Annotated in this window: 21 protein-coding genes (1 of these 21 running past the window's edge); 11 read left to right on the top strand and 10 right to left on the bottom strand. The window is 58.6% G+C overall.

The genetic code is table 11. The features are described from left to right. Positions 1-61 precede the first annotated feature (61 nt). The gene (locus DSM110093_RS15155; RefSeq protein ID WP_243265855.1) at positions 62-1,660 is read right to left on the bottom strand and encodes a phosphoenolpyruvate carboxykinase; all 1,599 of its coding nucleotides are present in this window, start codon (positions 1,658-1,660) and stop codon (positions 62-64) included. A 379-nt stretch (positions 1,661-2,039) separates the two neighbouring features. On the opposite strand from DSM110093_RS15155, the gene DSM110093_RS15150 reads away from it, so the two are divergent. From DSM110093_RS15150 to DSM110093_RS15120, 7 genes are read left to right on the top strand one after another with little or no spacing between them, the layout of a single operon-like run. Next, a complete protein-coding gene (locus tag DSM110093_RS15150; protein ID WP_093927295.1) occupies positions 2,040-2,741 on the top strand; it encodes a response regulator transcription factor in 702 nt (233 codons plus the stop codon). Positions 2,742-2,783: 42 nt separating this feature from the next. Further along, a complete protein-coding gene (locus DSM110093_RS15145; protein ID WP_243265854.1) occupies positions 2,784-4,472 on the top strand; it encodes a sensor histidine kinase in 1,689 nt (562 codons plus the stop codon). A 20-nt stretch (positions 4,473-4,492) separates the two neighbouring features. Then, positions 4,493-4,921, top strand: coding sequence for a serine kinase (locus DSM110093_RS15140; protein ID WP_243265853.1), 429 nt, complete (start codon positions 4,493-4,495; stop codon positions 4,919-4,921). Further along, positions 4,918-5,823, top strand: coding sequence for an RNase adapter RapZ (gene rapZ / locus DSM110093_RS15135; protein WP_243265852.1), 906 nt, complete (start codon positions 4,918-4,920; stop codon positions 5,821-5,823). Before DSM110093_RS15140 ends, rapZ begins: the two co-directional genes overlap by 4 nt. Continuing rightward, positions 5,820-6,212, top strand: coding sequence for a PTS fructose transporter subunit IIA (locus tag DSM110093_RS15130; protein ID WP_093927291.1), 393 nt, complete (start codon positions 5,820-5,822; stop codon positions 6,210-6,212). Before rapZ ends, DSM110093_RS15130 begins: the two co-directional genes overlap by 4 nt. A gap of 16 nt (positions 6,213-6,228) precedes the next feature. Then, entirely contained in the window at positions 6,229-6,498 is a 270-nt protein-coding gene (locus DSM110093_RS15125; protein WP_093927290.1) for an HPr family phosphocarrier protein, read from the top strand. Positions 6,499-6,550: 52 nt separating this feature from the next. Further along, positions 6,551-7,417 carry a lysophospholipid acyltransferase family protein gene (locus DSM110093_RS15120; RefSeq protein WP_243267731.1) on the top strand — a complete coding sequence of 289 codons (867 nt, stop codon included), beginning with the start codon at positions 6,551-6,553 and terminating at the stop codon, positions 7,415-7,417. 79 nt (positions 7,418-7,496) lie between these two features. Here DSM110093_RS15120 and DSM110093_RS15115 read toward each other — a convergent pair whose 3' ends face one another. Next, entirely contained in the window at positions 7,497-8,372 is an 876-nt protein-coding gene (locus tag DSM110093_RS15115; RefSeq protein WP_243265851.1) for a 3-hydroxybutyryl-CoA dehydrogenase, read from the bottom strand. Between the two features lie 157 nt (positions 8,373-8,529). Here DSM110093_RS15115 and DSM110093_RS15110 point away from each other — a divergent pair, with 157 nt between their 5' ends. After that, complete coding sequence (locus DSM110093_RS15110; protein ID WP_243265850.1) at positions 8,530-9,363, top strand: DUF6473 family protein; 834 nt, start codon at positions 8,530-8,532, stop codon at positions 9,361-9,363. A gap of 78 nt (positions 9,364-9,441) precedes the next feature. Here DSM110093_RS15110 and DSM110093_RS15105 read toward each other — a convergent pair whose 3' ends face one another. The 6 genes from DSM110093_RS15105 to DSM110093_RS15080 all read right to left on the bottom strand — a co-directional run bounded on the left by DSM110093_RS15105 (position 9,442) and on the right by DSM110093_RS15080 (position 13,721). Next, positions 9,442-10,368 (bottom strand): FAD-binding protein, encoded by a 927-nt coding sequence (locus tag DSM110093_RS15105; RefSeq protein ID WP_243265849.1) that lies wholly within the window; start codon positions 10,366-10,368, stop codon positions 9,442-9,444. Continuing rightward, entirely contained in the window at positions 10,368-11,126 is a 759-nt protein-coding gene (locus DSM110093_RS15100; protein ID WP_243265848.1) for an electron transfer flavoprotein subunit beta/FixA family protein, read from the bottom strand. The genes DSM110093_RS15105 and DSM110093_RS15100 overlap by 1 nt, the downstream gene beginning before the upstream one ends. A gap of 165 nt (positions 11,127-11,291) precedes the next feature. Then, positions 11,292-11,864, bottom strand: coding sequence for a cob(I)yrinic acid a,c-diamide adenosyltransferase (locus tag DSM110093_RS15095; protein ID WP_243261549.1), 573 nt, complete (start codon positions 11,862-11,864; stop codon positions 11,292-11,294). Further along, a complete protein-coding gene (locus DSM110093_RS15090) occupies positions 11,864-12,070 on the bottom strand; it encodes a twin transmembrane helix small protein (protein WP_243261548.1) in 207 nt (68 codons plus the stop codon). The genes DSM110093_RS15095 and DSM110093_RS15090 overlap by 1 nt, the downstream gene beginning before the upstream one ends. Positions 12,071-12,127: 57 nt before the next feature. Next, a complete protein-coding gene (locus DSM110093_RS15085) occupies positions 12,128-12,961 on the bottom strand; it encodes an SDR family NAD(P)-dependent oxidoreductase (RefSeq protein WP_243265847.1) in 834 nt (277 codons plus the stop codon). 58 nt (positions 12,962-13,019) lie between these two features. Beyond that, a complete protein-coding gene (locus tag DSM110093_RS15080) occupies positions 13,020-13,721 on the bottom strand; it encodes an SH3 domain-containing protein (RefSeq protein ID WP_243265846.1) in 702 nt (233 codons plus the stop codon). A 212-nt stretch (positions 13,722-13,933) separates the two neighbouring features. Between DSM110093_RS15080 and DSM110093_RS15075 the strand changes: the two genes are divergently transcribed. Further along, the gene (locus DSM110093_RS15075; protein ID WP_243265845.1) at positions 13,934-16,375 is read left to right on the top strand and encodes a DNA topoisomerase IV subunit A; all 2,442 of its coding nucleotides are present in this window, start codon (positions 13,934-13,936) and stop codon (positions 16,373-16,375) included. 27 nt (positions 16,376-16,402) lie between these two features. Here DSM110093_RS15075 and DSM110093_RS15070 read toward each other — a convergent pair whose 3' ends face one another. Further along, a complete protein-coding gene (locus tag DSM110093_RS15070) occupies positions 16,403-17,773 on the bottom strand; it encodes a cytochrome P450 (protein WP_243265844.1) in 1,371 nt (456 codons plus the stop codon). A 124-nt stretch (positions 17,774-17,897) separates the two neighbouring features. Between DSM110093_RS15070 and DSM110093_RS15065 the strand changes: the two genes are divergently transcribed. Together DSM110093_RS15065 and tuf are read left to right on the top strand one after the other, a co-directional pair. Continuing rightward, positions 17,898-18,476, top strand: a complete 579-nt coding sequence (locus DSM110093_RS15065) for a hypothetical protein (RefSeq protein WP_243265843.1) — start codon at positions 17,898-17,900, stop codon at positions 18,474-18,476. Positions 18,477-18,639: 163 nt separating this feature from the next. After that, positions 18,640-19,815, top strand: a complete 1,176-nt coding sequence (tuf, locus tag DSM110093_RS15060; RefSeq protein WP_067622157.1) for an elongation factor Tu — start codon at positions 18,640-18,642, stop codon at positions 19,813-19,815. 209 nt (positions 19,816-20,024) lie between these two features. On the opposite strand, the gene DSM110093_RS15055 is transcribed toward tuf, so the two are convergent. Further along, positions 20,025-20,105: the 3' end of a DUF892 family protein gene (locus DSM110093_RS15055; RefSeq protein ID WP_243265842.1), read on the bottom strand. 417 nt of this gene lie beyond the right edge of the window; 81 of the gene's 498 nt are visible here — the last part of the coding sequence; its start codon lies off the right edge, out of view; its stop codon occupies positions 20,025-20,027.

The raw sequence follows: 20,105 nt of genomic DNA, 5'->3' as shown, positions 1-20,105 counted from the left end.
TAATGCAAAAAGGGCCGCCCATTGAGGCGGCCCTTTGCTTTTGGAATGTGTTTGCAGCGTCTTAGCTGATCGCCGCCGCTTTCACATCGTCATCGATATAGGGCAGATACTGCTCGAAGTTGTCCGAGAACATCTTGACCAGTTTAGCCGCCTGACGGTCATAGGATTCCGGATCGTCCCATGTGCGACGTGGGTCAAGCAGGATGTCGGCAACACCGTTCACTTCAACAGGCACATCGAAACCAAAGTTCGGGTCTTTGCGGAACTCGGCGTCGGCCAGACGGCCCTCAAGCGCTGCGCTCAGCAGTGCGCGGGTGGCTTTGATAGGCATCCGGGAGCCGGTGCCATGGGCGCCGCCCGTCCAGCCAGTGTTAACCAACCAGCAGGTCGCGCCGTGTTGTGCGATCTTTTCACGCAGAAGGTTGCCGTAAACCTCGGGGCGGCGGGGCATGAAAGGTGCGCCGAAACAGGTCGAAAAGGTCGGCTCAGGCTCGGTCACGCCACGTTCGGTGCCTGCGACCTTGGAAGTGAAGCCCGATAGGAAATGGTACATCGCCTGCGCCGGGCTCAGCCGCGCGATTGGAGGCAGAACGCCGAATGCATCGCAGGTCAGCATGATGATGTTCTTGGGGTGGCCGCCGACGGCTTTCTCGCTGGCGTTAGAGATATAGTGCAGCGGATAGGCCGCGCGCATGTTGGCGGTCAGCGAATCGTCGTCGAAGTCGAGCTCGAATGTGTTCGGGTCGAAGACCATATTCTCGATCACCGTGCCAAACTTGGAGGTCGTCGCGTAGATCTCCGGCTCGGCTTCGGGGCTCAGGTTAATGGTCTTGGCATAGCAACCGCCTTCAAAGTTGAAGGTGCCGTTGTCGGACCAGCCGTGCTCATCATCACCGATCAGCGTGCGCTCGGGGTCGGCGGAGAGGGTGGTTTTGCCAGTACCCGACAAGCCAAAGAAAACAGCCGTATCAACGGGGTTTCCAGTGGCGTGGTTGGCCGAACAGTGCATCGGCATGATACCTTTTTCCGGCAATAGGTAGTTCAGCAGCGTGAAGACAGATTTCTTGTTCTCGCCCGCGTATTCCGTGCCGCCGATGAGGATCATCTTGCGGTCGAAGTTCATCGCGATAACGGTCTCGCTGCGGCAGTTGTGCTTGGCCGGGTCAGCTTGGAAACTGGGGCAGTTGATGACGGTGAAATCGGCGATGAAGTCTTGCAGCGCTTCGGCATCGGGGCGGCGCAGCATGGTGCGGATGAAGAGGCCGTGCCATGCAAGTTCCGTTACCATACGCACGTTGATCGCGTGCTTAGGGTCGGCGCCCCCAACGAGGTCTTGAACAAAGTAGTCTTTGCCCTGCATATGCGCGACCATGTCTTTGTACAGTGCATCAAACCCTTCGGGCGACATCTCGGCGTTGTTTTCCCACCAGATGCTGTCGGCCACGCTATCGGTTTTGACCACATGTTTGTCCTTGGGTGACCGGCCCGTGAACTTGCCCGTGGTAACAAGGAACGCACCGCCCTTGCCCAGATTACCTTCGCCCCGTTTCAACGCGGCCTCGACCAGCGCAGGCTCGGTTAGGTTGTAATAGACATCGCCGAGCCCGCTGATCTGTTGATCTTCGAGGCTGAACTGCGGGTTTACCCGTCCAAATGTCATGTGATGTCTCCTGTAGTAGCGCGTGAGCGGCGCAGAACGTGTCCGAGCGGGCGCAATTGCCCTGGGCATCGGGGGCCTTGAAAGCCTCTTAACACGGGCGTTTTAAGGTTGAACAGGCAGCTTTGTCACAGTTAGCGCCACCATCTAAAACTTTGTTTCGATGCGCATAGATCCCGACCCAATGCGGCGACTGCAGAGCAGGGTTCAATCAATCTGTGAGGAATTAAAGTGCGGCAATTTAGCCATTCCTAACCAAATTATGACCGAATTGGTGCATCTCAATGGCACGATTCGCACTTAAGGATTGATTCGATCTCTAATATTGGGGATCACTGGCTCCAAAAATAAGAACGAATTGAGCAGCATAAGGAAGCGGGCAATGTCAAAGATTGCATTGGTAGACGATGACAGGAACATCCTGACATCTGTTTCGATGACTCTTGAAGCTGAAGGCTTCGAAGTGGAAACCTACAACGACGGTCAGGCCGCGTTGGACGCATTCAACAAAAAACTGCCGGATATGGCGGTGCTGGACATCAAGATGCCCCGCATGGACGGCATGGACCTGCTGCAACGGTTGCGTCAGAAAACCGCGATGCCGGTCATTTTCCTGACATCCAAGGATGATGAGATCGACGAAGTGCTTGGTCTGCGTATGGGGGCAGACGATTACGTCAAAAAACCCTTCAGCCAGCGTCTGTTGGTCGAACGTATCCGCGCCCTTCTGCGCCGCCAAGACGCGGTGGAAACCAATGAGGTGGGCGATACAGAAGAAACCAAAGTGATGGAGCGCGGCGAACTGCGGATGGACCCGCTGCGCCACGCGGTCAGCTGGAAGGGCAAAGACGTGTCCCTGACCGTGACCGAGTTCCTGCTGCTGCAAGCGCTCGCGCAGCGCCCCGGTTTTGTAAAATCGCGGGACCAGCTAATGGACGTGGCCTATGACGATCAGGTCTATGTGGATGACCGCACGATCGACAGCCACATCAAACGTCTGCGGAAAAAGATGCGCACCGCCGATGATGAATTCTCGGCGATCGAAACGCTTTATGGCATCGGCTATAGATATAACGAAGAGTAAACCCGGCGGTTAACGCTGGTCGAAAGGAAGCATGTGCGGGACATGGCTGTGGGTAGGGACGGTGATGTTGTATTGGGGGACGATTGGGTCACTCCCGACAGCGCCGCGCCGGATGAAATTCGGGTCAAGCGCGAACGGCGAGGGCTGTTTTCGCTGCGTGCCTCGCCGCTAACGCGCAAGATCATCACCTTTAATCTCATCGCGCTCAGCGTGTTGGTTGCGGGTATTCTTTACCTTAACTCTTCGCGTGACAGTCTGGCCATGCAGCGTGCCGCGGCGCTGGTGTCCGAGACTGAGCTGATTGCCGATGTAATCGAAGCGCAGCTTCCCGCGGGTGCGCCTGTGAACCTGACCACCGGCGACGGTGTTGATGTGGCCGCCACGCTTGAGGGGCTAGACCTGCGCGGCGGCATCGAAGTTTTCGTCTATGACCCGGCGGAAACGCTGGTGGCGCGCACCGCTGGCAGCCTGACCGTCGCCGAAGCGCTCGCCGCTTCAGAGGCAGGGGAACGGACCCTGCTCAATGACGGCCTGAATTGGCTATGGGATCGCGTCTCTGCCCCCTTCAGTACTGAAGAAATCGCTGCAACCCCACCGTTGGAAGAGCAATTCCGCAGCATGGTCGCGCCTAGCGTATCCGGCGGCACCCGGCTTGAAGGCACCCTCGCCATCGAAGGCGGCACATTGTTTAGCGTCGTGACGCCAATCATGCAGGGCGATACCCCGGTGGGCGTTGTCGCCGTGGCCAGCGCCGCAGGAGAGATTGACCGTCTGGTGCGCAGTGAACGTGAGCGTGTGTTGCAGATGTTCGTCATCGCGACATTGGTCTCGATCGGGCTCAGCCTTGTGTTGGCGTCCACCATCGCCAATCCACTGGCTGACCTGTCGGCGGCTGCCGAACTTGGCCGTGACAAAGACGCGCGCAAGATGAACCCAGGCCGCATCCGGATTCCCGATCTGACCGCACGCCCCGATGAGATCGGCCGCCTCTCCGGCGCGTTGCGCGGGATGGTTTCGGCGCTCTACAACCGTATCGATGGCAATGAACAATTTGCTGCCGATGTCGCCCATGAGATCAAGAACCCGCTGGCCTCACTGCGTTCCGCTGTGGGAACCCTCCGCATGGTGAAACGCGATGATCAGCGCGAAAAGTTGCTTAATGTCATCGAACATGATGTGCGGCGTCTAGACCGGTTGGTCAGCGATATTTCCAATGCTTCGCGGCTTGATTCAGAATTGGTCAAGGAAGAAGAAGAGCCCTTCGATCTGCTGCAAATGCTGGGCAACCTTGGCCAGTATCTGGGTGAAGATGCGAAATCTAAGGGCATTGATTTCATAACCGATCTGCCCGCCGCGCCGATCACCGTTCATGGGCTTGAGGCGCGGCTTGCGCAGGTTTTCGTGAACCTTATCACCAACGCGATCTCCTTTTGCGAAGACGGCGATGCGATCCGCGTTTGGGCCCGCAAACGCGCCAATCGTGTGTTGATCGTGGTCGAAGACACAGGCCCCGGCATCCCCGAACAGGCGCTTGGCAAGATCTTCAAGCGCTTCTATTCGCAGCGCCCGGAAGAGCATTTTGGCAATAACTCCGGCCTTGGCCTCGCGATCTCAAAACAGATTGTCGAAGCCCATGGCGGCGTGATTTGGGCCGAAAACATTCGCCCGACCGAAGCTGACATCACATCTGAGCCCCTAGGCGCACGTTTCGTTGTGGGCCTGCCGACCTAAACGCGGCTTGAGGCCGAGAAATGACCATTAAACGCGAGAACCTCCACGCAAGCTGCGTGGCCATCGGCGGGAGCGGGGTGCTGATTCTTGGCCCTTCGGGCGCTGGTAAATCGGCGCTTGCGTTGCAACTGATCGCCCTCGGTGCCACGCTGGTGGCGGATGATCGCACCGATGTAATCCGCAGGGGGGATGACGTGATTGCGAGCGTCCCCGATAACATTCGTGGTCTCATCGAAGCGCGCAACGTGGCAATTTTGCGGCTTGAGGATCACGGCCCGGTGCCCTTGGCCCTTGCCGTTGATCTTGCCCATCCCGAAGAGCAACGCCTGCCCGAGGGCCATACCCACTTGATACAGGGTGTCACATTGCCCTGTTTTCACAAATGCGATAGCGCTCATTTTGCGGCAGCAATTCATCTGTATATGTCAGCTGTGAAAGAACCGAATTGAACAGTCAGACCCCCTCCACAGACCATGCGCCTCGGCGGCTGGTCCTTGTCACCGGCCCCTCGGGCGCCGGGCGTTCCTCTGCGCTTAACGTGTTGGAAGACGCGGGGTTCGAAGCGATCGACAACCTTCCATTGCGGCTCTTGCCTGCGCTGCTCGACCGACCCGGCGATGCGCAGTCGGTGGCCTTGGGCATTGATGCGCGCAACCGTGATTTCTCAACTGAGGGCGTGCTGGAGCTGATGGGCCGCCTCTCTGCCGAACCGGGATGGAGCGCAGAACTGCTCTATCTCGACTGCGCGCCAGACGTCCTGTTGCAGCGCTTTTCCGAAACGCGCCGCCGCCACCCGCTGGCCCCCGCCGATCGCCCCGCCGATGGCATCGCCCGAGAACAAGAATTGCTCCACGCAATTCGCGCCCGCGCGGACGTTCTGATCGACACGACAACGCTCAACGTTCATGAGTTGCGCGCCGAGGTGGAGCAATGGTTCGCTCCTGGCGGCCAACGCCATCTTACCGTTTCAGTACAGAGCTTCTCTTACAAACGTGGTCTGCCCCGTGGTGTCGATGTGGTGCATGACTGCCGCTTTTTGCGAAACCCCTATTGGGTCCCTGAGCTGCGCAACGGCAATGGCCGGGACGCGGCTGTGGCGGCCCATGTGGCGGGCGATAAACGTTACACGGATTTCGCGGATAAAGTTCTCGATCTCAGTCTTCTGCTGCTGCCCGCTTACCGCGAAGAGGGAAAATCTCATATCTCCATCGCCTTTGGCTGTACTGGCGGGCAACACCGCTCTGTCGCCATGGCGGAAGATCACGCTTTGCGCCTTGCAGAGCAGGGCTGGCAGGTGTCAATTAGGCACCGTGAACTGGACCGCCAGCATCGTGAAGGAAGCAAGCCGTGATCGGGATCGTCATCGTCGCACATGGGGGGCTTGCGCAAGAATATCTTGCCGCCATCGAACATGTCGTGGGATCCCAATTCGGCGTGCGCGCCATCGCGATTGAGGCAGACCACGACCGCGCCAATAAAGAACGCGAGATCTGCGCCGCCGCCGATGCAGTGGATCAAGGCGCAGGCGTTGTGGTCGTCACCGATCTTTTTGGTGGATCACCATCAAACCTCAGCCTCTTGGCATGCCGCCCCGAAAACCGGCGCATTATCTATGGCGCGAACCTGCCAATGCTGATCAAACTCGCCAAGTCACGGCAATTGGATGTGCCCGATGCCGTGCGCGCGGCACTCGAAGCTGGTAAGAAGTATATCGACAGCCAGAATGTCAGCGCAGGTTAAAAGGCCCCAAGACGTCATGCCCGAATTTTCTCTTAAGATCGTAAACGAAAAAGGCCTGCACGCGCGCGCCTCCGCTAAATTGGTTGAGGTGGTAGAAGCTTTCGATGCCCGCGCCGAGGTCAGCAAGGATGGTATGTCCGCTTCAGGCGATAGCATCATGGGGCTGTTGATGCTTGGCGCCTCGCGTGGCACCACGATTGAGGTGCAAACCTCTGGCCCCGATGCCGATGCCTTGGCCGACGCTTTGACTGCTCTTGTGGCGGATAAGTTTGGCGAGGGATACTAACCCCGCACAGCGGGAAAAAGGATCCTCCGACTACATGGATGACGCGCAAAAGATGGCGGCCCAACAGGCTCAGACAGGCGACGGTATGGTGACTTTCACCAAATACGACCGCCGCAGCCTCTCCTATGCTTCAACCTTTGATGATCCGTGGAAAGCGCGGGTCATTTCCGCGATGGAACTGTTTACCGGAAAAGTCAAAATCCTACGCTTGATCCGCAAGTTCGAGCAACGCGGCACACCATCGGGCCAAGCCTTCTGGCGCGCGGCGCTCGACACGATGGGGATCGACCTGACCACCCCGCAAGAGCAGTTGGACCGTATCCCCAAAAAGGGGCCGGTGGTCGTTGTGGCAAATCACCCTCACGGTATGGTCGACGGCATGATCTTTGCCGATCTGATCGGTCGCGTGCGCCCAGATTACCGCATTCTCACCCGGTCGCTGCTCACCTCTATCGATGAGGTGGCCGGCAGCTATATGATCCCGGTGCCTTTTCCGCATGACCCCGACGCACAGCGCAAGGGCGTGGAGATGCGGGCCAAGGCCATGGTCCACCTTAAAGAAGGCGGCGTAGTCGCGCTTTTTCCTTCAGGGGTTGTCGCCTCATCTGAACGCTTCTGGGGCCCGGCGGTCGAGGCTGAGTGGAATGTCTTCACCGCCAAGATGATTCGCCGTTCTGGCGCGCAGGTCGTGCCGATGCGCTTTCCGGGCCAAAACAGCCGCGCTTACCAGATTGCAAACCAGATCAGCCCGATGCTGCGCCAAGGGCTGCTGCTACACGAAATTGCCCATGCCTGCGGCAAACCCCAAGGCCCAATCGTCGGCCATCCCCTCATCCGGGAAGAGATCGACCGCTGGGCAGAGGACCCACGCGGGTTTATGGCGTGGCTGCGGGCCCATACTCTGGCACTGACCCACTAAGCTTCGTTCTTTCAAAAATACCCGCGGTGGAATCGCGCCTTTGGCGCGATGGGGGCAGCGCCCCCAACAACGTTCCTGCTTAGCGCGTCGGCACCGGTGTTTCGCCGCGGTAGTCGTAAAAACCGCGTTGTGTTTTGCGACCCAGCCAACCGGCTTCGACATATTTGGTCAGCAGTGGGCAGGGGCGATATTTCGTATCTGCCAGCCCATCATGCAGCACATTCATAATCGCCAGACAGGTGTCCAAACCGATGAAGTCCGCCAGTTCCAGCGGACCCATCGGATGGTTCGCGCCCAGTTTCATCGAACTGTCGATCGACTCTACATTGCCGACCCCTTCATAAAGCGTATATACCGCCTCGTTGATCATCGGCATCAGAATGCGGTTCACGATGAACGCAGGGAAATCCTCGGCCGAAGCGGCGGTTTTTCCCAACCGATCCACCACGGCTTTGCAGGCGTCATAGGTCTCCTTATCCGTGGCGATGCCGCGGATCAGTTCAACCAATTGCATCACCGGGACGGGGTTCATGAAGTGGAATCCCATGAATTTCTCAGGCCTGTCGGTGCGGCTGGCCAATCGGGTGATAGAGATCGACGAGGTGTTCGACGTAAGAATCGTTGTCGGCTTAAGGTGCGGCATCAGGTCTTCGAAAATCGCCTGCTTCACTGTCTCCCGCTCCGTCGCGGCTTCGATCACCAAATCGCTCTGGCCTAGGTCGCTCAGCGTCTGCGTTGTGGTGATCCGCGCCATCGCCGCATCGCGGTCGGCGGCGGTGATTTTTTCGCGGCTGACTTGGCGGTCCATGTTTCCGGTAACGGTTTTCATCCCTTTCGCCAGCGCATCGGCGCTGACATCGTTCAGCAGCACATCATAGCCCGCCAGCGCCATGACATGGGCAATCCCATTACCCATTTGCCCCGCGCCCACGATGCCGATTGTCTGGATATCCATGGCCTGTCCTTTACTTGAGTTCGGCGCACAATAGGGCGCGTCGCGGGGGTGCCGCAAGGGCAGCTGTTTACGAAATCTATCGGCAAATTTGCCCGTTAAGAGAATCGCAGCCCCTGCTGTGCAATCTGGCTTTGGGTGAACAATAAAGGTGGGTTCAATGACCTATGATGCACTGGGGCCAGAGCCTCTGGATTATCTACCGTGTCGCTATGGCACTTCAAAGTTGATGTTTCGCGGCCCCCGCCGCCGGTTGGAGGCGCCTTATATCGCCTTTCTTGGTGGGACAGAAACCTATGGCAAATTCATAGAACAGCCTTTCCCGGCACGGGTCGAGGCTGTGATGGGAAAGACTTGTGTAAATTTTGGCTTTCCCAATGCTGGGATCGACGCATTCGCACATGACCCCTTTGTCGCACAGGCGGCCTCACAGGCGGATGTAACGGTGGTTCAGGTCATGGGGGCACAGAATATGACCAATCGGTTCTACTCGGTGCATCGGCGCCGGAATGATCGCTTCGTCGGAGCCTCGGCCTTGTTGCAGACAATCTATCGCGAGGTGGATTTTTCAGAATTTCACTTTAACCGTCATATGCTGACCCATCTAATGCAGGTTTCACCTGAGCGGTTCGAGGCGGTGCGTACCGAATTGCAGCAGGCGTGGATGGCACGCATGCGGCTGATGTTGGGGCAAATCCAAGGACGGACGCTGCTGCTTTGGCTGGCCGACCGGCCGCCAGTGGCCACTGATGAACAGCCTGTGGGAGAGTTGGGCTATGACCCGCTATTTGTCACCCGGGAAATGTTAGAAGCGGTGGCCCAACATGCGACCGCTAAGATTGAAGTCGTTGCCCCCAAGTGCCCATCTGTCGCACCCACCGATGGCATGGTGGTGAGCGAGATGGAGGTGCAGGCCGCGTCAGAGATGCTCGGCCCGATGGCCCATGCCTCCGCTGCTGCCGCTTTGACCGACGCATTGCAAAACATGTCCTGAAAAATTGCGGGTAGGAGCGTCCGTAACGAAAAAGGCCCGCCAAATCTGGCGGGCCTTTAGTGTTTCACGTGAAGAGCTTTACAGCTTTTCGATCAGCTCAGGCACGGCATCAAAGAGATCGGCAACCAGACCGTAGTCCGCTACTTGGAAGATTGGCGATTCTTCGTCTTTGTTGATTGCGACGATGATCTTGGAATCTTTCATCCCGGCAAGGTGCTGAATCGCACCCGAGATGCCAACCGCGACATAGAGGTCTGGGGCGACAACTTTGCCCGTCTGGCCAACCTGCCAGTCGTTCGGCGCATAGCCCGAATCGACCGCCGCACGCGACGCGCCAACGGCGGCGCCAAGCTTGTCGGCCAGTTTCTCGATCAGCGCGAAGTCTTCTTCGGAGCCGACGCCACGACCACCGGACACCACGACGCCTGCGCTTGTCAGCTCAGGACGGTCGGATTCGGCGACCTTGTCTTCGACCCATGTCGACAGGCCGGGATTTTCGGCAGCCGAGATGGTCTCGACCGAGGCAGAGCCCCCGTCACCGGCCGCATCGAAGGTCGATGTGCGGAAGGTGATGACTTTCTTGGCGTCGTTGGATTTCACGGTCTGAACCGCGTTACCGGCATAGATCGGGCGCTCAAACGTGTCGGCATCGACAACGCCGGAGGCATCCGAGATCACCATGACATCCAAAAGCGCTGCCACGCGTGGCATCACGTTTTTGGCGTCGGTGGTGGCCGGGGCGACGATGTGGTCATAGTCACCCGCCAGCGACACGATCAGCGCGGCGGTGGCTTCGGCCAAACGGTGGCCCAGCATCGCGTCTTCGGCGACCAGCACTTTGGACACGCCATCGATCTTGGCCGCTGCTTCGCCCGCTGCCGCAGCAGAGCTGCCAGCCGCCAGAACGGTCACGTCGCCCAATGCCTTGGCTGCGGTTACCGCCTTGGCGGTGGCATCCATGGACAATTCGCCATCGGAAATTTCGGCAATCAGAAGAACAGCCATTACACAGCCCCCGCTTCTTTAAGTTTCGCCACAAGCTCGTCAACCGAACCGACCTTGATACCAGCGGCACGTTCGGCAGGCTCTACGGTTTTGACGATTTCCAAGCGGTTGGAGACATCGACGCCGTAGTCTTCGGCGGTCTTTTCATCCAGCGGCTTTTTCTTGGCCTTCATGATGTTCGGCAGCGAAGCGTAGCGCGGCTCGTTGAGGCGCAGGTCGACAGTGACGACTGTCGGCATGGTAACCTCGATGGTCTGCAAGCCGCCGTCGACTTCGCGGGTGACTTTCGCTTTGTCGCCTTCGATGGCGATTTCAGAGGCAAATGTCGCCTGCGACCAACCCATCAACGCCGAGAGCATCTGGCCGGTGGCGTTCATGTCGTTGTCGATCGCCTGTTTGCCGCAGAGCACGAGGCCCGGCTGCTCTTCGTCGACGATGGCTTTGAGGATTTTGGCCACGGCCAGCGGCTCGATGTCTTTGTGTACATCGTCCGATGCCACAACAAGAATCGCGCGGTCTGCACCCATGGCGAGCGCGGTGCGCAGGGTTTCCTGCGCTTGCTTCACACCGATGGAGACTGCGACGATCTCTTCAACCTGACCGGCCTCTTTCAGACGAATCGCCTGTTCGACGGCGATTTCGTCGAAGGGGTTCATCGACATTTTCACATTGGCAAGATCAACACCCGTTCCGTCCGCTTTGACACGAACTTTCACGTTATAGTCGATCACGCGTTTGACAGGTACCAGTACCTTCATGAGCGGTCTCTCTCCTCAGTTTGCGACACGGGCTGGTTGGCCCGGTCTCCCTAATTCTCCAGACGGGTGTAACGAAGCGGATCGGATCAAAACAGGCCAAAATCGGCAGATAGGCTATTTTGAACGCGGCGTTTTCCCGGTTTTTCGTCTGTTAGCGCTATTTTCTTAACGGTTCGCGCCCGGCACCCACAACACGTCTTCTTGGCCCGCGTTGTTGGCCATACGCGCGGCGACGAAGAACCAGTCGCTTAGACGGTTCAGGTAGGTAACTGTTGCGGGGTTGATCGTGGTTTGTTCCGACAGCAGCACTGCGAGTCTTTCGGCGCGGCGGGCAACAGTGCGGCAGACATGCAGATGCGCCGCTAACGCGCGGCCACCGGGCAGGATGAAACTGCGCAGTGGCTCCAATTCGGTATTCATTACGTCGATTTCGCGCTCAAGCCGGTCGACCTGTTCTTGGGTGACCCGCAGGGGCGGGTATTCCGCATCGCGGTCAGCCGCCATATCAGGGCGGCAGAGGTCGGCACCAAGGTCGAACAGATCGTTCTGGATGCGCGCCAGCGCTGCATCGGTGTCTTTCGTGGCCTCAAGTCGGGCCACGCCGACAAAGCAGTTCAACTCATCCGACGTGCCATAGGCCTCGACCCGCGCGTCGTGTTTGGCCACGCGATCACCATTGCCAAGCGCGGTGGTGCCCTTATCGCCGGTACGGGTGTAGATTTTGTTAAGCACAACCATCAGATCGTCCCCCCTCTGAAATAGACATAGGCAAGGATCAGCAGCACGGCGATAAACTGCGCGATGATCCGCCAACGCATCAACTTGTTGGCGTTCCGCTTGTTGAACTTGCCCCCCGTAGCAAATCCACCGAGGCCCATCATAAGCACAACGGCAACCGCCACGACGGAAAGCAGGACGATCACGAAAAACGGATCATTTGGCATGGGCTGTCCTTTCGTTGCCCCGAGATGTAGCGGCGCAAAGCAGTCGCGCAACCAAAATCAACGGCTGGTAACCCAATCCAGCGCCCGCGTCGGCAGGATACGCCGCAAAACATTGGCGATGTGGGTGGGGGTTGTGACGAAATAGCGCGGACGGGGGCGAGGGGATTCCACGGCGTGAACAAGTTTTGCCACCACCGCTTCGGGGGGCAGTTCAAACCGGTCTTTCTTGCCGCTGTTATCATAGAGCCGGGGGCGCATGGTCGCTTCGTATTCCGCCGCGCGGGGGCTGTTTTCCCAGTCGATCCAACGTTCGAACCGCGGGATTGCTTTGGCACGCAGTTTGGACGTGACCGGGCCGGGTTCGATCAGGATCAACTCAACCCCCGTGCCGCGCATCTCAAGCCGCAGGGTGTCGGTCAGCCCCTCCAGCGCGAATTTAGTGGAGTTATACGCCCCGCGCCACGGCATCGCCACCATGCCGAGGACCGAGGAACATTGCACGATCCGACCATGCCCCTGATTGCGCATCACGGGGATCACCGCGCGGGTCAGGCTGTGCCAGCCAAAGAAATTCGCCTCGAATATTTCGCGCAGGGCATCTGTGGGCAGGTCTTCGACCAATCCGGGCGTGGCGTGGGCACCGTTGTTGAACACTGCATCAAGCGTACCGCCCGTCTGGTCCAGCACATGGGCGAGGGCGGATTGGATGCTGGCCTCATCGGTATAATCGATCCGGGGTGCGTCGAACCCTTCGGCGCTGAGGCGGTCGCAATCCTCCTGTTGCCGACAGGCTGCGAAAACCCGCCAGCCCCGTGTGCGCATGCCATGAGCGGCGGCGTAGCCGATGCCGCTGGAACAGCCAGTGATTAGGATGGAACGGGTCGCAGACATGCAAAAGGGCCCTTCGATTGAAAGGCCCTTCATCGCGCGATGCTATTGGATTGGCAAGTTAGCCATTGTTGAGCAGGAAGTCGGCCATCCAGCCTGTTTCCGTGCCATCCACGCTGCGGAACCGAACCCAACCTGCGCCGTTGTCTTCGATCACCTCAACGGCATCTCCTTGGCCCAGTTTGCCGACCACATCAAAACTGGTGCCGGGCCCACCGCGGACATTAACGCGGGTGCCGCTGACTGTGCGGATCTCAGCTTGCGTGGTGCTTACATAGGTTGCGGCGCTATCAGCGCCATCTATTAGGCTGGGGAGGACAGCGGGCGTCTGCGCAGTGGTGGCCGAATAGGATGCGTTTTGCACTATTTCGCCAGAAGCATTCGCAGGCTTGGATTTAACGACCTTTGCACCGGCACGGTCAGCCGATGAGGCAACAATCTTTTGCACCACGGCGTCATTGGCCTGCGGCAGATCGCTCAATGTGGTCAGATTCAACGCCACGCGGGTCGCGGCGTGTTCGGGCGCTGTGGATTTTTGGGCGAAGGGGGTGATCGGGCTTTCAGCTTTGCGTGCCGCGTTCGCGGCGGCAGCCGTAACAAGGTCTGAGGACGGTGTTGCAGCATTCGCGCTGGCAATGAGCGCCGAATCGGTGGCTTTGGCGCTTACCATTTGTGCGCCCGCGGGTGCGAAATCTGCACCGCCGCTCATCTCATAGAAGGCCCAGCCCATGAAACCAAATGTCAAAAAAATGAACCGTTTCATTGTGCTGTTCCCCGTCTCTGTCAAAATCGTGTCTTTGTTGAGAGACCAACGCGAAACTTCGCGAATGGTTCAATTTCAATTGGCAAGAAATCGCATAGCACAAAAGTATTGCTTTTTTCTCTCTTGAAACCGTGCAAGCGGCATATTTTCAGAACAAGGCTTGCGGAATCTGTCGCTTGCTCGCCCTGCTAGGCTTGGCTAAAAGACCCGTCATGTCAGACACAACCACACCCCCAGAACTCGACCCGAATGACCTGTCCGAGCCGCTCCGCCGCGCCTTGGGGGAACGCTATCTGACCTATGCGCTGTCAACCATCATGCACCGTGCATTGCCAGACGCGCGCGATGGGCTGAAGCCGGTGCACCGCCGTATCCTGTTTGCGATGCGCGAACTGCGGCTGTCGTCCACAGGTGGTTTCCGTAAATCCGCGAAGATTTCCGGTGACGTGATGGGTAACTATCACCCGCACGGAGATGCCGCGATTTATGATGCGATGGCGCGTTTGGCGCAGGATTTTAACGTTCGTTATCCGCTGGTCGACGGTCAGGGTAACTTTGGCAATATCGACGGCGATAACCCCGCTGCATCGCGCTATACCGAAGCGCGGATGACCGCCGTGGCCGAGGCGATGCTGGAAGGGCTGAACGAAAACGCAGTCGACTATCGCGAGAACTATGACGGCACGTTGACCGAGCCTGTCGTGCTGCCCGCGCAGTTTCCGAATCTGTTGGCCAATGGCTCTTCGGGGATCGCCGTGGGCATGGCGACCAATATTCCACCGCATAACATTGCCGAACTTTGCGATGCTTGCATTCACCTGATCAAGGTGCCGGATGCCCGCGACGATACGCTGTTGAACTATGTGCCTGGCCCCGATTTTCCCACGGGCGGGATCATTGTCGAACCTGCGGAAAATATCGCCAATGCTTATCGCACGGGCCGTGGTTCATTCCGTCTGCGCTGCCGATGGGAGGTCGAGGACCTTGGCCGGGGCGCGTGGCAGATCGTGGTCACCGAGATTCCTTATCAGGTGCAGAAATCCAAGCTGATCGAAAAGATCGCCGAGCTGATTCAGACTAAGAAGATACCGATTCTCGCAGACGTTCGCGATGAGTCTGCCGAAGATATTCGCATGATCATCGAGCCGCGCTCGAAGAACGTCGATCCGGCAGTGTTGATGGGGATGCTATTTCGCAACTCCGATCTTGAGGTGCGGTTCTCACTTAACATGAACGTGTTGATCGACGGGCAGACGCCGAAGGTCTGTTCGCTCAAGGAAGTACTGCGCGCGTTTCTTGACCACCGCCGCGAGGTGCTGCAACGCCGGTCACGTCACCGTATGGACAAGATCGATCACCGGCTTGAGGTGTTGCAGGGCCTGATCACGGCCTTCTTGAACCTCGACCGGGTGATTGAGATCATCCGCTATGACGACGATCCCAAAGCGGCCTTGATGTATGAGGACTGGAGCCGGGTGCATCAAGATACGCTAGCCCGCGCGATGGATGAGCGCGCATATGTGTCGCCGTTGGCGGGGGTCGACGTCTCCAAGCTGGCGGTGATCGCGGATGCAGAAGCACAGGCAACCGGTGTCTTGACCGAGAGCGGTGACACCCGCGCCGTGCCGCACAGCTATGCGGGCCGCGAAAACGGACTGTCTGATGTGCAGGCCGAGGCAATCCTTAACATGCGCCTGCGGTCATTGCGGCGTTTGGAAGAGGACGCGCTGGTGCGTGAGCGCGACACGTTGATGTCGGAACGCGCCGGTCTAGAAGACCTGCTCGACAGTGAAGACCTGCAATGGACCACCATCGCCGACCAGTTGCGCGCGACGAAAAAGCAGTTTGGCAAGGACTGGGTGATCGACGGGGTCAAACGCGGCCAGCGGCTTAGCACCTTTGAGACGGCAGGCGAAGTAGAAGAAGTTCCAATCGAAGCGATGATTGACCGTGAGCCGATTACGGTGGTCTGCTCTCAGATGGGCTGGATTCGTGCGATGACGGGCCATATCGACCTGAACCGCGAGTTGAAGTTCAAAGATGGCGATGGCCCTCGTTTTATCTTCCACGCTGAAACGACGGATCGCTTGTTGGTCTTCGGCTCGAACGGGCGCTTTTACACCGTATCCGCCGCTAATTTGCCCGGTGGGCGTGGCATGGGAGAACCGCTGCGTCTGATGGTCGATCTACCGAACGAGGTGCAGATCGTATCGCTCTTTATTCACAAGCCGGGGCGTAAGCTGCTGGTCGCATCCACAGCGGGCGATGGCTTTGTCGTGCTTGAGGATGAGGTCGTGGCGCAGACCCGCAGTGGTAAACAGGTGCTGAACGTGCGCGGCGAAGGTGTCGCGGCGCTGGTCTGTCATCCGGTGTCGGGTGACAGCGTGGCCACCGTGGGCGAGAACCGCAAAGTGCTGGTCTTTGGCCTTGATGAGCTGCCTGAAATGGGCCGCGGTAAGGGCGTTCGCCTGCAAAAGTACAAAGACGGCGGCCTTTCGGATGCCACCACCTTCGAACGTGCGGCGGGGCTAAGCTGGCAAGACCCTGCAGGGCGAACCCGCACCGAGATCGACCTCGCGGAATGGACCGGCAAGCGCGCTGGTTCTGGCCGGATGGCGCCACGTGGCTTCCCGCGCGACAACAAGTTCAACTGATTTGCTTGACCCCGCTTTGCGGTGGGGTCAATCCAGTGGCTCTGCCGTCATCCAGACGCCGCCTTCGGGCCGGAGGGTCAGGATCATCACAGGCTCAGGGTCTTTGCCAGGCACAGGGGTGAATTTGAACCGCCCGAGCAGCGTGGCAAGAACGATGACCGCTTCTTGCAGCGCAAAGCTCGCCCCGATGCAGATGCGCGGGCCATCCCCAAAGGGCAGATAGGCATAGCGGTTGATCGCCTTGCGGTCGGCAAAACGCTCGGGCCGGAAGGCGTCGGGCGCGTCCCACAGCAGTTCGTTACGGCCAAGCGCGTATATCGGGATCATCACTGTGTCGCCGGGGCGGATCTCGCGGTCGCAAAGCGTGTCGTGCTTTTGCGCCGTGCGTGAGATGATACCGGCAGCCGGGTAGAGACGCAGCGCTTCGTCGACGATCATTCGGATCAGGGGCAGTTGATCCACGTCCTCCCCGGTGCACGCGCGGCCTTGTAGCACCGATTGTACCTCTGCCCGCGCGCGGTCCTGCATGCCTTGGTCAAAACCCATCAAGTACATTGACCACGCCAGCGTCAGCGCGGTGGTCTCATGCCCCGCGACGATGAAGGTCAGCAGATTGTCACGTAGTTCTGCGGTATTCATCTTGCGCTTGGTCATGGGATCAACACCTTCGAGCAGCAGATCCAGCAAGTCGGGCGTGCCTTCATGCCCACGAGCAACGCGGGCCTCGATGGCGCTGTCGGCCATGGCCTTCATCTGCTTTAACGCTTGGCCCGACATCATCCGCACCGGTCGCGGCAGCCAGTCGGGAAAGCCCAAGATGTCGAACAGGCTGATTTTGCCAGCCTCGGCGATGTAATCGTCAATTGCGCCGTGCACCTTGTCACGGTCAAAGGTTCCATCGCCGGAAAAGGTTACATCGCCGATCACATCAAAAGTGGTTGTGACCATTTCATCCAGCATGTTCACCGCGCGCGGGCCAGCAGCGGCGATCCGGTCGGCGGCGCGGGTCGCGGCATGAGACATCACCGGGGCAAGGTTGCGCACATTGCGTTGCGAAAACACCGGGGCGGCGGTACGCCGTTGCCAGCGCCAATGCGCACCTTCGGCGATAAACAGCGATTCCCCGATGGCCGGGCGCAGCAGGTTCTTGGTCACGTCCGACTTGGGGTAATCCTCTAACCGGTCGAGCAGGATTTCCCGAATAGCACTGGGATCCATCACCATATGCCAACGCTTGCCGGTTTTGCCCGAAACGATGGGCTGGGTCGTGGCGATCTTGGGGATGATACTCAGCACATTGCGCCGCGCCATTTGCAAGCTGCCAAGCAAGCCAACGGGTTCGGTGACAAGTGGTACGTGAACGGGCAGGGGGCCGGGCGATTGTTCTGGCTGGGTCATGATGATGTCCTCACTCTTTGCCAAAGTAGGGCGGAGCGGCAGGGGCGCAACTGCGGCAAATGATTGCGCCGCCTCTGGCCATCGGCTACCCCTTTGCCGATATTAACGCCTTGGGGATGTGCCAATGATCCGTGTTCTTGCCGTGCTGATGACTGTTGCGACGCTGGCCGCCTGCAATGGCGCATCTGATTTGGGCGACGCGCCCACGCCGCTTGGCGATTTTAACCTGCACCACAATATCGTCGTCGCCCCCAAGGCCCAAAAAGGCCCGCTCAGTCGTGAGGTCAGTAAGGATAAATTGGCCGCCGCTGTTCAGGCCGCCACCGCCGAGCGGTTTGACCGCTATGATGGGGAGCGGTTTTATCATTTCGGCATCAGCGTCGAAGGCTATGTACTGGCCCAGCCCGGCGTCCCGCTGGTCTTTGCGCCGAAATCCATTCTGATCCTTAATCTGACCGTTTGGGATGACGCCAAGAACAAGAAGCTGAACCCCGAGCCGCATCAGATCACTGTGTTCGAATCCTTGGATCAGGGGCCGGTCGTTGGGTCGGGCTATACGAAGTCTGCCGAAGAACAGTTGAAGAATCTCAGCCAGAATGCGGCCAAGTCGATTGAGAATTACCTTGTGAAACAAAACCGCGAAGAGGGCTGGTTTAACGGCGGTAGGGCAGTGGCTTCCCCCTCGGATCCAGAGGATAAATAACCCCGGCCACGGCGGTTTGAATTGGGCGGCAATCAAGGGAGAGCGGGTTTTAAGTGGCACCAAGGCACAAGTCCCGCTTGATTTTACCGCCCAGACCCAATACATCGCCCGCCAGATAGGGTTCGGGTCCCCGTTGGGTCCCCTCAAATAAAAGGGCGCCACCATGGCAAAGGCAAAGTTTGAACGTAACAAGCCACACGTCAACATCGGCACAATCGGCCACGTTGACCACGGTAAAACCACGCTGACCGCGGCGATCACCAAATACTTCGGTGACTTCCAAGCGTATGACCAGATCGACGGCGCGCCCGAAGAAAAGGCCCGCGGCATCACCATCTCGACCGCGCACGTTGAGTATGAGACCGAAGCACGTCACTACGCCCACGTCGACTGCCCCGGCCACGCTGACTATGTGAAAAACATGATCACTGGTGCCGCTCAGATGGACGGCGCGATCTTGGTTGTGAACGCGGCCGACGGGCCGATGCCCCAGACGCGTGAGCACATTCTGCTCGGCCGTCAGGTTGGCATCCCCGCCATGGTCGTCTTCATGAACAAAGTTGACCAGGTCGACGACGAAGAGCTGCTCGAGCTGGTCGAAATGGAAATCCGCGAGCTGCTGTCTTCCTACGACTACCCCGGCGACGACATCCCCGTCGTGCCCGGTTCGGCTCTGGCGGCGATGGAAGGCCGCGACGAAAACATCGGCGAGAACGCTATCCGCAAGCTGATGGAAGAAGTCGACAACTACATCCCGACACCAGAGCGTGCTGTTGACCAGCCGTTCCTGATGCCCGTCGAAGACGTGTTCTCGATCTCTGGTCGTGGTACCGTTGTGACCGGCCGTGTTGAGCGTGGCGTGATCAACGTTGGCGACGAAATCGAAATCGTCGGCATCCGCGACACCAAGAAAACCACCTGCACCGGCGTGGAAATGTTCCGCAAGCTGCTGGACCGTGGTGAAGCTGGCGACAACATCGGCGCGCTGCTGCGTGGCGTTGAGCGTGATGGCGTTGAGCGCGGTCAGGTTCTCTGCAAGCCCGGTTCCGTGAACCCGCACACCAAGTTCGAAGCCGAAGCCTACATCCTCACCAAAGAGGAAGGTGGCCGTCACACGCCGTTCTTCGCGAACTACCGTCCACAGTTCTACTTCCGTACAACTGACGTGACTGGCACCGTTCAGCTGGCAGAAGGCACCGAGATGGTCATGCCCGGCGATAACGTGTCCTTCGGCGTTGAGCTGATCGCACCGATCGCCATGGAAAACGGTCTGCGCTTCGCGATCCGTGAAGGTGGCCGTACAGTTGGCGCCGGCGTTGTGTCGAAGATCACTGAGTAATTATGGGTTGGGCCTTCGGGCCTGACTTGTAGGACTTTCGAAAGGCCGCAGCGTTTGCTGCGGCCTTTTGCGTTTCTTTTTGGGGAGGATTTGTCGGGCAATCCCATGATAAGGGGGGGGCAGGCGGTTCTCGTCTTGTTCAAAGCCCTATAAATAAAAAAAGGCCGGCTCGTGTTGAGCCGGCCCGTGTTAATTCCTGCCAAGAGTGCTTATGCCGCGTCAGCGTTCACGCCACCTCTTGTCGCAATCTCAGTCATTCGGCGATCACCGTCATAGGTATGATCAAGTTG

It is taken from the genome of Sulfitobacter sp. DSM 110093 (assembly GCF_022788715.1).
Taxonomy (GTDB): Bacteria; Pseudomonadota; Alphaproteobacteria; order Rhodobacterales; family Rhodobacteraceae; genus Sulfitobacter.
The sequence above is the reverse complement of the archived record's forward strand: the minus strand, read 5'-3'. Positions and strand labels throughout refer to the sequence as shown.

Coding starts and splice junctions, on each gene's coding strand:
- DSM110093_RS15155 (WP_243265855.1), bottom strand. CDS start 1,660: ATGACATTTGGACGGGTAAACCCGCAGTTCAGCCTCGAAGATCAACAG.
- DSM110093_RS15150 (WP_093927295.1), top strand. CDS start 2,040: ATGTCAAAGATTGCATTGGTAGACGATGACAGGAACATCCTGACATCT.
- DSM110093_RS15145 (WP_243265854.1), top strand. CDS start 2,784: ATGGCTGTGGGTAGGGACGGTGATGTTGTATTGGGGGACGATTGGGTC.
- DSM110093_RS15140 (WP_243265853.1), top strand. CDS start 4,493: ATGACCATTAAACGCGAGAACCTCCACGCAAGCTGCGTGGCCATCGGC.
- DSM110093_RS15125 (WP_093927290.1), top strand. CDS start 6,229: ATGCCCGAATTTTCTCTTAAGATCGTAAACGAAAAAGGCCTGCACGCG.
- DSM110093_RS15120 (WP_243267731.1), top strand. CDS start 6,551: ATGGCGGCCCAACAGGCTCAGACAGGCGACGGTATGGTGACTTTCACC.
- DSM110093_RS15115 (WP_243265851.1), bottom strand. CDS start 8,372: ATGGATATCCAGACAATCGGCATCGTGGGCGCGGGGCAAATGGGTAAT.
- DSM110093_RS15110 (WP_243265850.1), top strand. CDS start 8,530: ATGACCTATGATGCACTGGGGCCAGAGCCTCTGGATTATCTACCGTGT.
- DSM110093_RS15105 (WP_243265849.1), bottom strand. CDS start 10,368: ATGGCTGTTCTTCTGATTGCCGAAATTTCCGATGGCGAATTGTCCATG.
- DSM110093_RS15100 (WP_243265848.1), bottom strand. CDS start 11,126: ATGAAGGTACTGGTACCTGTCAAACGCGTGATCGACTATAACGTGAAA.
- DSM110093_RS15095 (WP_243261549.1), bottom strand. CDS start 11,864: ATGGTTGTGCTTAACAAAATCTACACCCGTACCGGCGATAAGGGCACC.
- DSM110093_RS15090 (WP_243261548.1), bottom strand. CDS start 12,070: ATGCCAAATGATCCGTTTTTCGTGATCGTCCTGCTTTCCGTCGTGGCG.
- DSM110093_RS15085 (WP_243265847.1), bottom strand. CDS start 12,961: ATGTCTGCGACCCGTTCCATCCTAATCACTGGCTGTTCCAGCGGCATC.
- DSM110093_RS15080 (WP_243265846.1), bottom strand. CDS start 13,721: ATGAAACGGTTCATTTTTTTGACATTTGGTTTCATGGGCTGGGCCTTC.
- DSM110093_RS15075 (WP_243265845.1), top strand. CDS start 13,934: ATGTCAGACACAACCACACCCCCAGAACTCGACCCGAATGACCTGTCC.
- DSM110093_RS15070 (WP_243265844.1), bottom strand. CDS start 17,773: ATGACCCAGCCAGAACAATCGCCCGGCCCCCTGCCCGTTCACGTACCA.
- DSM110093_RS15065 (WP_243265843.1), top strand. CDS start 17,898: ATGATCCGTGTTCTTGCCGTGCTGATGACTGTTGCGACGCTGGCCGCC.
- tuf (WP_067622157.1), top strand. CDS start 18,640: ATGGCAAAGGCAAAGTTTGAACGTAACAAGCCACACGTCAACATCGGC.